The following is a 14,306-nucleotide window of genomic DNA, read 5'->3' as shown; positions in this document are numbered from 1 at the left end:
ATGTTACAAGGGAAAGTTGCAGTTGTAACAGGCGCTTCTCGCGGAATTGGTCGTGCCGTTGCAATTGAGCTGGGAAAGCTTGGTGCTAAAGTAGTTGTAAACTATTCTGGAAGCGAAGCGAAAGCTCTTGAAGTTGTGGATGAAATTAAAGGACTAGGAACGGATGCAATTGCTGTACAAGCAAATGTGGCAGAAAGTGATTCTGTACAAGCAATGATAAAAGAAGCGATTTCTACATTTGGTTCAGTAGATATTTTAGTAAACAACGCGGGCATCACACGTGATAATCTTCTTATGCGTATGAAAGAAGACGAATGGGATGATGTTATTAATACAAACTTAAAAGGCGTGTTTTTGTGTACAAAAGCGGTTACTCGTCAAATGATGAAGCAGCGCGCAGGACGCATCATTAACATTTCATCAATTGTCGGCGTCAGCGGTAATGCTGGACAAGCAAATTATGTAGCAGCAAAATCAGGCGTGATTGGTTTAACAAAAACAACTGCCAAAGAATTAGCAAGCCGCAATATTACAGTGAATGCAGTTGCTCCTGGTTTCATTGCAACAGACATGACGGATAAATTGAATGAAGAAGTTCAGGCGGAAATGTTAAAGCAAATTCCTCTTGCAAGTTTTGGCCAGCCTGAGGATGTTGCGAACGCAGTTGCGTTTTTAGCATCAGATGCAAGCCGTTATATTACCGGTCAAACGATTCACGTTGACGGCGGAATGGTGATGTAAAAAAGGCACTTTACGAAAAGTGCAATTTGGTGATAAAGTACAAAGGGACGTTTACTAGGCGACCGATAAACTTTATTATTCAACCATAGTATTTTAGATGGAAATCATCTATAATGACTTGAGGGGAGGTGAAGAACAATGGCAGAGGTACTAGAACGCGTAACAACAATCATTGTTGATCGTCTTGGTGTAGACAAAAGTGAAGTGAAACTAGAATCTAGTTTCAAAGAAGACTTAGGTGCTGACTCTCTAGACGTAGTTGAATTTGTAATGGAGCTTGAAGAGGAATTCGATATCGAAATTTCTGACGAAGAAGCTGAAAAAATTTCAACTGTAGGAGATGCAGTTAATTACATACAGAGCCAAATTTAATCTGTAGTATATGTATGAAAAGCCCCGTTAAACAGCGGGGCTTTCTCTTCTTTTTAAGAATTTCAAAAAAAGACCTCTTTTTTTTGAAAAGGTAGTGTATCTTTTAGGATACCTCGTTTTATAATGAGAGATGGTAGGGAAAAACTACGAAACAATTGAAGCAGGTAAGCGGAGGTATTTTATGCCTAAACAATATTCAAATCGAGATCGAAAGATGAACGTGAAATTCAAGCAAAATTTTGCCGAGTTTCAAAAGGAAATTGGTATTCAGTTTACAAATGAAGCGCTTCTTTTTCAAGCATTTACACATTCATCCTATGTGAATGAGCATCGCAGAAGACCGTATGAAGACAACGAGCGTCTTGAGTTTTTAGGAGATGCCGTATTAGAGCTAACCGTATCACAATTTTTATTTAAAAAGTATCCAACGATGAGTGAAGGTGAGTTAACGAAGCTTCGTGCAGCAGTTGTGTGTGAACCGTCGCTTGTTACTTTTGCAAATGAAATGGATTTTGGTAAACTAGTGTTACTTGGAAAAGGTGAAGAGATGACGGGCGGCCGATCTAGACCGGCTTTACTGGCCGATGTGTTTGAAGCATTTATCGGAGCTCTTTATTTAGACCAAGGGCTTGATACGGTAGTAACGATTCTAAAAAAAGTTGTCTTTCCAAAAATTAATGAAGGTGCTTTTTCTCATGTGATGGATTTCAAAAGCCAGCTTCAAGAAGTGATTCAACGTGATGGAGTTGGACAATTAGAATACAAAGTTTTGCAAGAAAAAGGTCCAGCGCATAATCGCGAATTCTTATCTCGCGTATCGTTAAATGGTGAAGAGCTCGGCGTTGGTGTAGGCCGTTCGAAAAAAGAAGCAGAGCAAAAAGCAGCTCAAGTAGCTATTACGAAAATTAGAGCAAGTCAAACGAAATAAAATGATCCCCCTCTTAACGCATTCGTTATAAAGGGGGATTTGCTATGAAAAGATTACATGTGTGAGGGGGGATTTCTATGTTCCTCAAACGATTAGATATTGCAGGGTTCAAATCGTTTGCAGAAAAAGTATCGATAGATTTTGTGCCAGGTGTAACGGCGGTAGTAGGACCGAATGGGAGCGGAAAAAGCAACATTACGGATGCTATACGCTGGGTGCTTGGAGAACAGTCAGCCAAATCGCTTCGTGGAGGGAAAATGGAGGACATTATTTTTGCAGGAAGCGAATCACGCCGTGCGGTAAACGTGGCTGACGTAACGCTGACTTTGGAAAATGATGACCAGTTTCTCCCGCTTGATTATCATGAAGTTAGTATTACAAGGCGCGTGTACCGCTCAGGAGACAGTGAATTTTTTATTAACAACCAGCCGTGCCGTTTAAAAGATATTGTCGATTTATTTATGGACTCAGGACTTGGAAGAGAAGCTTTTTCGATTATCAGTCAAGGAAAAGTAGAAGAAGTACTAAGCAGTAAATCTGACGAGCGCCGTAAAATTTTTGAAGAAGCAGCAGGTGTATTAAAATACAAAACGCGTAAACGAAAAGCGGAGCTTCGGCTTCTCGAAACGCAAGAAAATTTAAATCGAGTAGTAGATATTCTTCATGAAATTGAAGGTCAGTTAGAGCCTTTACAGATTCAATCGTCTATTGCAAAAGATTATTTGCAGAAAAAAGAAGAATTAGAGCACATTGATGTGGCTGTTACGGTATTTGAAGTTGAAGATCTTCATCAGAAATGGGAAAAATTAAAAGCTGAAATGGCTCAGCACGAGCAGCTTGAAGAATCTCTCGCGACCAATATTCGCACGCGTGAAGGAGAAATTCAGACCCTTCGTTCGCATATTCAGCAAATCGATGAACAGCTAGACTCTTTACATAAAAAACTACTATATGTAAGTGAAGAAGTAGAAAAGCTAGAAGGCAAAAAAGAAGTATTAAAAGAGCGTAAGAAAAATGCTTTTCAAAATAAAGAGCAGCTGGAACGTTTAGTAAAAGAGTATACTCATAAGCATCAAGAGCTAAGTAAAGCAAAAGACAGCGAAGGAAAAGATCTTGAGCAATCTCAAAAAGAAGTGCAAGAGATACGTCTGAAGCTTACTGAGCAGGAACAGTTGTTCAGGCAGTACAGTGAGAATCTAGAAGAAAAACTTGAACAGATGAAAAGCGAATATTTTGAATTAGCGAACGCTCAAACATCCGCTCGAAATGAAATTTCATTTTTAGAGCAGCAAAAAATGCAAACGTTTGAAAAAGAGCAGCGCTTAACAAAATCCAACGAGCAATACGTCCAACAGCGCCGTGAATTAACGCAGCGAAAAGAAGCGGCGATCAAAAGGCTCGCTCAGTTTCGTCAAGAGCTTCAGCAGGCTGTACAAGTGTATAAGCAGCAAGGAGAGAAGCTTGAGTCATTAAGGCAAGCCTATCGTAAACAAGAGTCTACGCTTTATCAAGCTTATCAGTACGTGCAACAGACAAAATCACGAAAAGAAATGCTTGAAGAGATGCAAGAAGACTATGAAGGTTATTTTCACGGTGTAAAAGAAGTACTAAAAGCGCGTGATGGGAAGCTTGCAGGTATTAAAGGTGCCATTGCTGAGCTAATTAATGTCCCAAAAGAGTATGAAACAGCGCTTGAAATTGCGCTTGGAGGAGCAGCTCAGCACATTGTCGTTCAAGACGAACAAAGTGCCCGTCAGGCAATTGGCTTTTTGAAACAAAACGGTTACGGAAGAGCTACATTTTTACCACTGACGTCTGTAAAAGACCGTTATGTTCCGGCTCAAACTATTTCTATGCTAGAGAGTCACGAAGCGTATGTAGGAATCGCTTCATCTCTTGTTAAATACGAAGCTACTTACGACCGAGTTATTAAAAATTTGCTTGGAACCGTTATTGTTGTCAATGATTTAAAAGGCGCGAATGAACTTGCCCGCCTTGTGCAGCATCGCTATCGTTTCGTGACCGTTAAAGGGGATGTGGTCAACCCCGGTGGTTCGATGACAGGCGGTTCAATGAAGCAAAAGTCCAACTCTTTGTTAGGCCGTCAGCGTGAAGTGGAAGCCATTACGGCAAAAATAGAAGAGATGGAACAAAAGACGCTTGTGCTCGAGCAAGATGTGAAAGATAAAAAGTCACAGATTGAAGAGCTTCAACAGGAAATTAATAAACAGCAGGCATTTGTGGAACGCTTGAAAGACAAAGAGCAGGAATCTGACCGAGAAGTAAAGCAAATTGACATCGAAGAAAAAGCAGTGAATGACCGCTTAACCATGTATGATCATGATATTGCTAGCTTTAGACAAGATCAAACAAGCTTGTCCGCTCGAATTGATGAGCTGCATACGAGTTTGCAGGGAAATCAGCAGCAGGCAAATGTATTAGAGAAAAACATTGAAGAGTTAGCTGCACGCAAGCATACACAGCAAACGTCTAAAGAAACGGTTCAACATGAGCTTACAGAAGTAAAAGTGCTTCTTGCGAAAAAAGAACAGTTCCTCACAAATCAGCAAGAAAAATACGAAAGAGTGTGCTTTGAGCTTGATCAAACCATTCAGCGTTTGTCTGAAGCTACAGATGATCTTTCTCTTTTAACGAGTGAAATCACGAGCAACGACTCGGGTGAACTTCAGCTCGAAGAAGCGGCGCATGAGCGAATAAAAGAAAAGACAGAAACGTTACAATTAATGGATGACTGCAGATCAGAGCGGTTGAAAGCCCAGAATAAGCTTGAAGACGAAGAAAGGGTTGTAAAAGAGCTCCAGCGTCAGTACAAACAAATTACGGATGCTTTAAAAGATGAAGAAGTCAAAATCAATCGAATTGACGTAGAGCTAGACAGCCGTCTCCAGCAGCTGACAGAAGAGTACGAAATTAGCTTTGAAGCAGCAAAAGAAAAGTATCCTTTAACATTAGATATTCAAGAAGCAAGGAAAAAAATCAAGCTCATTAAGCTGGCAATTGATGAATTAGGAACCGTAAACTTAGGTTCTATCGAACAATACGAACGCGTTTCAGAACGCTATGAATTTTTAAATACGCAGCGAGCTGACCTCGACGAAGCGAAAAATACCCTGTATCAAGTGATTGAAGAAATGGACGAGGAAATGAAGAAACGTTTTTCTGATACGTTCTCTCGTATCCGCAATGAATTTGGTACAGTGTTCTCTTCACTATTCGGAGGAGGAAAAGCGGATTTGAAATTAACAGATCCGAAAGATTTATTAAATACAGGGGTGGAAATTGTTGCCCAGCCTCCTGGGAAAAAACTGCAGAATCTAGGGTTGCTGTCAGGCGGCGAGCGTTCGTTAACAGCCATTGCCCTCCTGTTTTCTATTTTGAAAGTACGTCCGGTGCCGTTTTGTGTGCTAGATGAAGTGGAAGCGGCGCTTGATGAAGCGAACGTTCATCGCTTCGCTACGTATCTACGCAAATTTAGTAATCAAACACAGTTCATTGTTATTACTCACCGAAAAGGTACAATGGAAGAAGCTGACGTACTGTACGGTGTGACAATGCAAGAATCTGGCGTATCGAAATTAGTCTCTGTTCGTTTAGAAGAATCAAAGCAATATGTTTAACTCATAGAATGAAAGGGTGGTACGAATGAGCTTTTTTAAGAAATTAAAAGAAAAAATTACAATGCAAACGGATTCTGTTACACAAAAATTTAAAGATGGACTATCAAAAACACGCAATTCTTTTTCGGAACGTGTGAATGATCTAGTGTCTCGCTATCGTCAAGTAGACGAAGAGTTTTTTGAGGAATTAGAGGAAATTTTAATTAGCGCTGATGTCGGCGTGGCTACCGTGTTGGATTTAATTGATGACTTAAAATCGGAAGTGAAACGCCGTAATATTAAGGACCCTCAAGATGTACAGGCTGTCATCTCTGAGAAATTAATTGATATTTATGAATCTGGTGAAGAGCAGATTGGTGAATTAAATATGCAGCAAAATGATTTAACGGTTATTTTGTTTGTAGGGGTAAACGGCGTTGGGAAAACAACAACAATTGGGAAAATTGCACATAAATTCAAACAAGAAGGCAAAAAAGTCGTAATGGCGGCAGGAGATACGTTCCGTGCCGGTGCGATTGAGCAGTTAGAAGTATGGGGAGAACGCGTTGGTGTTGATGTTATTAAGCAATCTGCAGGCTCTGACCCTGCCGCTGTCATGTATGACGCTGTTCAGTCAGCCAAGGCTCGAAAAGCAGATGTTTTATTATGTGATACAGCAGGTCGCCTTCAAAACAAAGTGAATTTAATGAAAGAATTAGAGAAAGTAAAGCGTGTTATTGAGCGAGAAATTCCTGGTGCTCCGCATGAAGTGCTTCTCGTACTTGATGCGACGACGGGTCAAAACGCTTTAAGTCAGGCTAAAACATTCTCAGAAGCAACGAACGTGACTGGAATTGTGTTAACAAAACTAGATGGTACGGCTAAAGGCGGGATTGTTCTTGCCATTCGAAACGAACTGAAGCTTCCTGTTAAATTCGTTGGACTTGGAGAAAAAGTAGACGACCTTCAGCCGTTTGACACGGAGCAATATATCTATGGGTTATTTGCCAATGCTGTAGAAGAAGAAACAGAAAAAGAGGCGTAATCTAAAAAGAGGCTGGGATAAAAGTATCTTCGTTGAAGGAAGATCCGAACGATTAATCGTTCGGATCTTTTTATTAGTAGGGTGGACGCAGGTTTCATATTTAGTCGTCTTTAAATTGAAGTAATTTAGTTATGTTTCCATCTCTTTTAAGTGGAAAAATGTGAGGTGTTAAGGAAAAAACTTGACATTCAAACCTCGCCTAGTTAAACTAATAACATGTAAAGGCTTTTCACTTAACAAGGGGGCGGTCAGATGGTTGAAAAGAGCGTGCATATGCTCGAGAAAACAACAAGAATGAATTACTTATTTGACTTCTATCAGGCGCTGTTGACGCCCAAACAAAGAAGTTATATGTCACTTTATTACTTGGATGATTATTCCCTCGGTGAAATAGCGGAAGAATTTGATGTGAGTCGTCAAGCAGTTTATGATAATATAAAACGTACAGAGCAAATGCTTGAACAATATGAGGAAAAGCTATTGTTATTTCAACGGTTTCAAGAGCGTCAATCAATTGTTCAACAACTGAAAGACGAACTTGCAGCCGACTTACACAAGAACAGTAAGCTTTCTTCTCTTCTTGATTCGCTCGAGAAATTAGATTAGGGGGCGGCGTATATGGCATTTGAAGGATTAGCCGACCGTTTGCAAAGCACACTGCAAAAGTTAAAAGGAAAAGGAAAAGTTAACGAAGCTGATGTTAAAGAAATGATGCGTGAAGTTAGACTTGCCCTTTTAGAAGCCGATGTAAACTTTAAAGTAGTAAAAGACTTTGTTAAGCGCGTAAGCGAACGTGCTGTAGGTCAAGACGTTCTTAAGAGCTTAACGCCTGGACAGCAAGTTATTAAGGTTGTACAAGAAGAATTAACTGCACTTATGGGCGGAGAGCAAAGCAAGATTGCAGTAGCTCCAAAAGCTCCAACTGTAATTATGATGGTTGGACTTCAAGGTGCAGGTAAAACAACAACAACTGGTAAACTTGCCAATTTATTACGTAAAAAATATAACCGTAATCCATTGCTTGTAGCAGCAGATATTTATCGTCCGGCAGCTATTAAACAGCTTGAAACACTAGGGAAACAGCTTAGCATGTCTGTTTTTTCATTAGGTGATCAAGTAAGTCCTGTGGAGATTGCGAAACAAGCTATTGCTCATGCGAAAGAAGAGCATCACGATTATGTATTAATTGATACAGCGGGACGTTTGCATGTTGATGAAAATCTAATGGAGGAGTTAGAACAGATCAAAGAGCTTTCTAACCCAGACGAAATTTTCCTTGTTGTCGATGCGATGACGGGTCAAGATGCAGTAAACGTTGCGGATAGCTTTAATAAGCAATTAGGATTAACTGGCGTTGTATTAACGAAACTAGACGGCGATACGCGCGGTGGTGCAGCGCTTTCTATTCGTGCAGTAACTGATACACCAATTAAGTTTGTCGGTCTTGGAGAAAAGATGGATGCTATTGAAGCATTCCACCCAGAGCGTATGGCTTCCCGTATCTTAGGTATGGGTGATGTGCTGACGCTTATCGAAAAGGCTCAGGCAAATGTAGATGCTGAAAAGGCAAAAGAGCTTGAAGCTAAGCTGCGCACGCAGTCATTTACATTTGATGACTTTTTAGATCAACTTGCTCAGGTGCGTCAAATGGGACCGCTTGATGAGCTAATTGGTATGCTTCCGGGCGCCAATAAAGTAAAGGGGCTCAAAAACCTGCAGGTTGATGAAAAGCAAATTAATCATGTAGAAGCAATTATTCGTTCGATGACGAAAGCGGAAAAAACAAACCCTGAAATCATTAATTCAAGTCGAAGAAAGCGTATTGCAAAAGGAAGCGGACGTTCTGTACAAGAAGTCAATCGTTTGCTTAAACAATTTGAAGACATGAAAAAAATGATGAAACAAATGACAAATATGTCAAAAGGCAAGAAAAAGGGTATGAAACTTCCATTCTTTTCATGATAAAATGCTTGATTTGAACTGAAAAAACCAAAGAAAATAAAATATTTTTCTAGTGTTAAGAAAAAAACCTTTACAAACATTTTACCTATTTGATATTATATTATCTTGTTGAAACATATTCGGAGGTGCTTTATAAAATGGCAGTAAAAATTCGTTTAAAACGTATGGGAGCTAAAAAATCTCCTTTCTATCGTATCGTAGCAGCAGACTCTCGTTCACCACGTGATGGACGTTACATCGAAGTAGTTGGAACTTACAATCCTGTAGTTCAACCAGCTGAAGTTAAAATCGATGAAGAGCTAGCTCTTAAATGGTTACAAAATGGTGCTAAACCATCTGATACAGTTCGTAACCTTTTCTCTAACGAAGGCATCATGGAAAAATTCCATAATGCTAAATTAGGAAAATAATTTCACTCGAGATGACATCACTAATCGAAACAATTGTAAAGCCGCTTGTTGATTATCCAGCTGATGTTAAAGTGGAGGAACAAGAAGATGAACGTCAAGTGACTTACATCCTTACTGTTCACCAAGAAGATGTCGGCAAAGTAATCGGCAAACAAGGCCGCGTTGCAAAAGCGATTCGAACTGTTGTGAATGCAGCAGCATCACAGCAAGGTAAAAAAGTGTATGTGAAAATTCAAGAGTAATCAAAAAGGGAGAGGGATAACCTCCCCCTTTTTTTATGTTATGATAAGATGAACGTTTTGATCACAGTAAGTCTTTTGCGAGCAAGAAGCAGCTATTTCAATATGCATGTAAAAAGCACAAGGTCACTATCTTGAGGGCGGAGGGAACGTTTTGAACATTATTCAAAAAGTGGTTGTGAAACAAGTGTTAACTGAAGCAAGCAAACAAGATCTTGAAAATCGTTTTATAAACCGCAAGCAGGCGCTTGAAAAGGAAATGGAACAGCTGAAATTTCAGTTAAAGCACATGGAAAAAGCCAATAAAGGTTCTTCTTTATTACATAGTCAATTTGAAAAAGAAAAATCCGCTCGCCTTGAAAAAATTGAAGTGTTGAACTTTCAGCTGACGCAATTAGAAAAGCTTCCTTTAGGGAGCGAACTCGTTGAAACGGAACTGGATGCCTTAGTAGAGGTAAAAATCGGCGATGATTGGGAAAAGATAAAAGAAAGTAAAACAATTATTATAAAAGATAGCAAAGTTGTTGAGATTAGATAGAGGTGAAGAAGCATGAAATGGTTTAAGGTTGGAAAAATTGTGAATACCCATGGTGTAAAAGGAGAAATTCGTATTGTATCAACTACGGATTTTGCTGATGAGCGCTATGAAAAAGGAAATAAACTTTATATCTTCAAAGAAAAGCAAAGCGAGCCGGTGGAAGTAACGGTAGCAAGCCATCGCAGGCATAAAAATTTTGATCTGCTTACATTCGAAGGCTATCACAACGTAAATGATGTTGAGCAGTACAAAAACTGCGAAGTGAAAATTCCTGAGGAGCAGCTAACGGATTTAGAAGACGGTGAATTTTATTTCCACGAAATTATTGGCTGTACAGTAAAAACAGAAGACGGAGTAGAGGTAGGAACGGTCAAAGAAATTTTAACGCCGGGAGCTAATGATGTGTGGGTCGTTAAAAAAGGCGGAAAAGAAGTTCTTATTCCTTACATCGACGACGTTGTACAATCTATTGATATAGAGGAAAAAGAGATTGTTATTACAGTAATGGAAGGGTTATTGGACTAATGAAAATTGATGTACTATCGCTATTTCCTTCTATGTTTGACGGTGTTTTTGGTGAATCAATTTTGAAAAAAGCACAGGAAAAAAATGCGGTTGAACTGAATGTAGTTAATTTCCGAGAATATTCTACGAACAAACATCAAAATGTGGACGATTATCCTTACGGCGGAGGTGCTGGAATGGTATTGACACCTCAGCCTATTTTTGACGCTGTAGAAAAGCTGACTGAAACAGCTAAGAAGCCCCGGGTAGTTTTGCTTTGTCCGCAGGGCGAACGCTATACACAGGCAAAAGCAGAAGAACTAGCAGCAGAAGAGCATTTAATTTTTATTTGCGGTCATTACGAAGGATATGATGAACGAATTCGTGAGCAGCTGGTAACTGATGAAATTTCAATTGGTGACTATGTATTAACTGGAGGAGAGCTTGGTGCAATGGTTGTGATCGATAGCGTTGTTCGCCTGCTTCCTGATGTGCTTGGCAATAATCATTCAGCTGTACAAGACTCACACAGTACAGGTTTACTAGAGCACCCCCACTATACGCGTCCTGCTGATTTTAGAGGCTTAACAGTTCCTGAAGTACTTATGTCAGGAAATCATAAAAAAATTGAACAGTGGCGCCAAAAAGAGTCTTTAAAGCGCACGTTGCTTCGAAGACCGGATATGCTTGAAAAGATGGAGCTAACGGAAGAGCAAAAGAAACTAGTAGCTCAATTAAAAGAGGAAAACAACCTTTCATAAATCCATAAAATTTATGCATAAACTCTGTTGCATACGGTATAAGAGTGTGCTAAGATAGATTTTGTGGCTTGGGCAGATGTCTGGTCACCTATAACGATGTTCCGCTGCAATGATTGAAAAGCATTGGTATGAGCGTCTGTTGGAAGGAGTTGAAACACGCGATGCAAAAATTAATCGAAGAGATTACAAAAGAACAATTAAAAACAGATCTTCCTACGTTCCGTCCTGGTGATACTGTACGTGTACACGTAAATATCGTTGAGGGTACTCGTGAACGTGTTCAGGTATTTGAAGGTGTTGTTATTAAGCGTCGTGGCGGTGGTATCAGCGAAACATTTACAGTACGTAAGATTTCTTACGGTGTAGGTGTAGAGCGTACATTCCCACTTCATACGCCAAAAATTGCAAAAATCGAAGTAATGCGCCGCGGTAAAGTACGCCGTGCGAAACTTTATTACCTACGTGAATTACGTGGTAAAGCTGCGCGTATTAAAGAAATTCGATAATAGTAAAGGGGAGCTTGTTTATACAAGCTCCTTTTTTCAAATGTTTTTTTAGAACGATTCGTTCTCTGACAGTGAAAAATAGACGTACAAGTCATCATTTTTTTATTCTATTTATTTATTAGGCGTTTCAAACATTATCGTTTAAAATAAAGGTATGACATAAGAGTTGGAGGACTGAAGATGGCTCGAAAGAAAAATGAACTGTGGGAATGGATAAAAGCAATCGCCATTGCCGTACTGTTAGCTGTTGTAATTCGCTATTTTTTGTTTGCACCGATTGTAGTAGATGGACTTTCTATGATGCCTACGCTGCATGACCAAAATCGAATGATTGTAAATAAGTTCTCCTATAAGATTGGTGATCCTGATCGCTTTGATATTATTGTTTTTCATGCTACAGCGGAAAAAGATTACATAAAACGTATTATCGGACTGCCGGGTGATCATATTGAGTATCGAAATGATACGCTATATGTAAATGGAAAAGCTTATAAAGAGCCCTATTTAGATCAGTATAAAAAAGAAGTGATTGACGGTAATTTAACCGAAGATTTTAAACTAGAAGACGTAACGGGTAAAAAGACCGTGCCAGAAGGCTATTTGTTCGTGATGGGAGACAATCGACGCTACAGTAAAGACAGCCGTCAGATTGGCTTTGTGAGCATGGACAAGGTGCTTGGTAAAACGAGTGCCGTATACTGGCCGATTAAAGAAGCGCGTTTTGCAAAGTAAAATATAAAAGGTGAGTAAAATATGACAATTCAATGGTTTCCTGGCCATATGGCCAAGGCCAGAAGACAAGTAACTGAAAAGCTAAAATTGATTGATATTGTATACGAACTGGTTGATGCACGCATTCCGCAATCATCGCGAAATCCAATGATTGATGAGATTATTGTGAACAAGCCCAGAATCGTATTGTTGAATAAAGTGGACAAAGCGGATCCGCGCGTCACTCAGCAGTGGTTAGATTATTACAAAGAACAAGGTATTTATGCCTTAGCTATTGACGCACAAGCAGGTAAAGGAATGAAACAAATTGTTTCGTCTTCTAAAGAACTTCTTCAAGAGAAGTTTGACCGCATGCGCGCAAAAGGAGTTAAAAAACCCCGCGCTATCCGTGCGATGATTGTAGGGATTCCTAACGTCGGTAAATCAACGCTAATTAATCGCCTTGCCAGCAAAAAAATTGCCAAGACGGGAGATCGTCCAGGTGTGACGCAGGCACAGCAGTGGATTAAGGTAGGAAACGAGCTAGAGCTGCTTGATACGCCAGGTATTTTGTGGCCTAAGTTTGAAGATGAAACAGTTGGATATAAGCTTGCGACAACGGGTGCTATCAAAGATACCATTTTAAATATGCAAGATGTCGCTGTTTATGCGCTGCGCTTCTTAACTAGCCATTACCCAGAACAATTAAAGCAGCGTTATGATTTAAATGAAATCCCTGAAGACATTGTAGAGCTTTTTGATGCAATTGGGTCGCGCCGCGGCTGTTTAATGGGTGGCGGCATGGTGGATTACGATAAAACAGCTGAGCTTGTTCTTCGAGAAATTCGAACGGATAAAATTGGCACCTTTACATTTGATGATCCAAGTGAAGCTGAACAACAGCTGTAAGCAACACATTGCGAACTGAAGCAAAAAACGCCTCTGCCTTTTCAGCATGAGGCGTTTTTTATGTGAAAGTGCCGCGTGAAAATGTTGATATAAAGAAGGTGGAGCTAATGAAAAAGAGTATTAAGGAAATAAAAGAGGAACTAAAGCAAGTGAGAAGCCCGGAAGATGCTTTATTTAAGGCATATGCGCAAGATGAGCGTAAAGGTGTGCAGCAGGTTATTATTCAAAAACAAAGGCAATTTGAAGCGGCTGAGCGCTTGAAGCAACAGTTTGATGAAATGATGGCATATGAAAATGAATTATATAGACAAGGAGCAACTTATATTGCCGGAGTAGACGAAGTAGGAAGAGGACCGTTAGCAGGACCGGTAGTAGCGGCTGCTGTTATTTTGCCTCCCGATTTTTTTCTCCCTGGTCTGACGGATTCAAAGAAGTTATCAGAAGCAAAGCGAGAAGCGTTTTATGAAGAAATTTGTAAAAAAGCTGTCGCTATCGGTATAGGGATTATAGACGCAGAGGTCATTGATTCTATTAATATTTACGAAGCAACAAAAAAGGCAATGACTGAAGCCATTGAACTGTTGGCAGTTCAGCCTGATGAACTGCTCATTGATGCGATGAAGCTGCCGGTGCCTATTTCGCAGCAGTCAATCATTAAAGGCGATGCTACAAGCATTTCAATTGCTGCAAGTTCTGTTATTGCAAAAGTGACGCGAGATCGAATGATGAAAGAACTTGGTGAACGCTATCCTGCATACGGATTCGAAAAACATATGGGATATGGAACAAAACAACATTTAGAAGCAATCGAACAATATGGAATTTTGCCAGAACACCGCCGATCTTTTGCACCGATAAAAAACCAAGTAAACTAGAACATGATACCCGAGCATATCTCTGCTTTTTAGCGCATGTTTCAATGCGGGATTCTAGGCTTAAAAAGAATATAGCCTATGTAAGCGGAGATATTGCAGCGGGAAAAATTCGTAAATTATTTTCCTCTCAGTCTGCTTTAGTTATGAAGGTTGATTTACATGATCAACCACACGTTTAACGTCCGCAG

16 protein-coding genes are annotated in these 14,306 nt (G+C 39.8%); all 16 read left to right on the top strand.

The window, feature by feature from the left end; translation table 11 throughout:
- Positions 1-741, top strand: coding sequence for a 3-oxoacyl-[acyl-carrier-protein] reductase (fabG, locus tag ACMX9J_RS12060; RefSeq protein ID WP_013058906.1), 741 nt, complete (start codon positions 1-3; stop codon positions 739-741).
- A gap of 138 nt (positions 742-879) precedes the next feature.
- Positions 880-1,113 (top strand): acyl carrier protein, encoded by a 234-nt coding sequence (gene acpP / locus ACMX9J_RS12055; RefSeq protein ID WP_013058905.1) that lies wholly within the window; start codon positions 880-882, stop codon positions 1,111-1,113.
- A gap of 181 nt (positions 1,114-1,294) precedes the next feature.
- Positions 1,295-2,041, top strand: a complete 747-nt coding sequence (rnc, locus tag ACMX9J_RS12050; RefSeq protein ID WP_013058904.1) for a ribonuclease III — start codon at positions 1,295-1,297, stop codon at positions 2,039-2,041.
- A 77-nt stretch (positions 2,042-2,118) separates the two neighbouring features.
- Entirely contained in the window at positions 2,119-5,679 is a 3,561-nt protein-coding gene (gene smc / locus ACMX9J_RS12045; RefSeq protein ID WP_028411444.1) for a chromosome segregation protein SMC, read from the top strand.
- A 25-nt stretch (positions 5,680-5,704) separates the two neighbouring features.
- Entirely contained in the window at positions 5,705-6,703 is a 999-nt protein-coding gene (gene ftsY / locus ACMX9J_RS12040) for a signal recognition particle-docking protein FtsY (RefSeq protein WP_013058902.1), read from the top strand.
- 273 nt (positions 6,704-6,976) lie between these two features.
- Positions 6,977-7,309 (top strand): putative DNA-binding protein, encoded by a 333-nt coding sequence (locus ACMX9J_RS12035; RefSeq protein ID WP_025750337.1) that lies wholly within the window; start codon positions 6,977-6,979, stop codon positions 7,307-7,309.
- 12 nt (positions 7,310-7,321) lie between these two features.
- Positions 7,322-8,665 (top strand): signal recognition particle protein, encoded by a 1,344-nt coding sequence (gene ffh, locus ACMX9J_RS12030; RefSeq protein WP_028411443.1) that lies wholly within the window; start codon positions 7,322-7,324, stop codon positions 8,663-8,665.
- Positions 8,666-8,802: 137 nt separating this feature from the next.
- Positions 8,803-9,075, top strand: coding sequence for a 30S ribosomal protein S16 (rpsP, locus tag ACMX9J_RS12025; RefSeq protein ID WP_013058899.1), 273 nt, complete (start codon positions 8,803-8,805; stop codon positions 9,073-9,075).
- Between the two features lie 11 nt (positions 9,076-9,086).
- The gene (locus tag ACMX9J_RS12020; RefSeq protein ID WP_013058898.1) at positions 9,087-9,317 is read left to right on the top strand and encodes a KH domain-containing protein; all 231 of its coding nucleotides are present in this window, start codon (positions 9,087-9,089) and stop codon (positions 9,315-9,317) included.
- A gap of 151 nt (positions 9,318-9,468) precedes the next feature.
- A complete protein-coding gene (locus ACMX9J_RS12015) occupies positions 9,469-9,852 on the top strand; it encodes a YlqD family protein (RefSeq protein ID WP_013058897.1) in 384 nt (127 codons plus the stop codon).
- A 12-nt stretch (positions 9,853-9,864) separates the two neighbouring features.
- Positions 9,865-10,377 (top strand): ribosome maturation factor RimM, encoded by a 513-nt coding sequence (gene rimM / locus ACMX9J_RS12010; protein ID WP_028411442.1) that lies wholly within the window; start codon positions 9,865-9,867, stop codon positions 10,375-10,377.
- Positions 10,377-11,117 (top strand): tRNA (guanosine(37)-N1)-methyltransferase TrmD, encoded by a 741-nt coding sequence (gene trmD, locus ACMX9J_RS12005; protein ID WP_014458419.1) that lies wholly within the window; start codon positions 10,377-10,379, stop codon positions 11,115-11,117. The genes rimM and trmD overlap by 1 nt, the downstream gene beginning before the upstream one ends.
- A gap of 161 nt (positions 11,118-11,278) precedes the next feature.
- Positions 11,279-11,623 (top strand): 50S ribosomal protein L19, encoded by a 345-nt coding sequence (gene rplS / locus ACMX9J_RS12000; RefSeq protein ID WP_013084808.1) that lies wholly within the window; start codon positions 11,279-11,281, stop codon positions 11,621-11,623.
- Between the two features lie 180 nt (positions 11,624-11,803).
- Complete coding sequence (gene lepB, locus ACMX9J_RS11995) at positions 11,804-12,355, top strand: signal peptidase I (RefSeq protein WP_013058893.1); 552 nt, start codon at positions 11,804-11,806, stop codon at positions 12,353-12,355.
- A gap of 21 nt (positions 12,356-12,376) precedes the next feature.
- Positions 12,377-13,243, top strand: a complete 867-nt coding sequence (gene ylqF, locus ACMX9J_RS11990) for a ribosome biogenesis GTPase YlqF (protein WP_025750333.1) — start codon at positions 12,377-12,379, stop codon at positions 13,241-13,243.
- Positions 13,244-13,350: 107 nt separating this feature from the next.
- The gene (locus tag ACMX9J_RS11985; RefSeq protein ID WP_033579775.1) at positions 13,351-14,118 is read left to right on the top strand and encodes a ribonuclease HII; all 768 of its coding nucleotides are present in this window, start codon (positions 13,351-13,353) and stop codon (positions 14,116-14,118) included.
- Positions 14,119-14,306: the final 188 nt, after the last annotated feature.

The sequence above is a fragment of the Priestia sp. RMT2NF4 genome, assembly GCF_047872835.1.
In the GTDB taxonomy this organism is placed as follows: Bacteria; Bacillota; Bacilli; order Bacillales; family Bacillaceae_H; genus Priestia; species Priestia zanthoxyli.
This window is presented reverse-complemented; position numbering and strand designations above follow the sequence as displayed.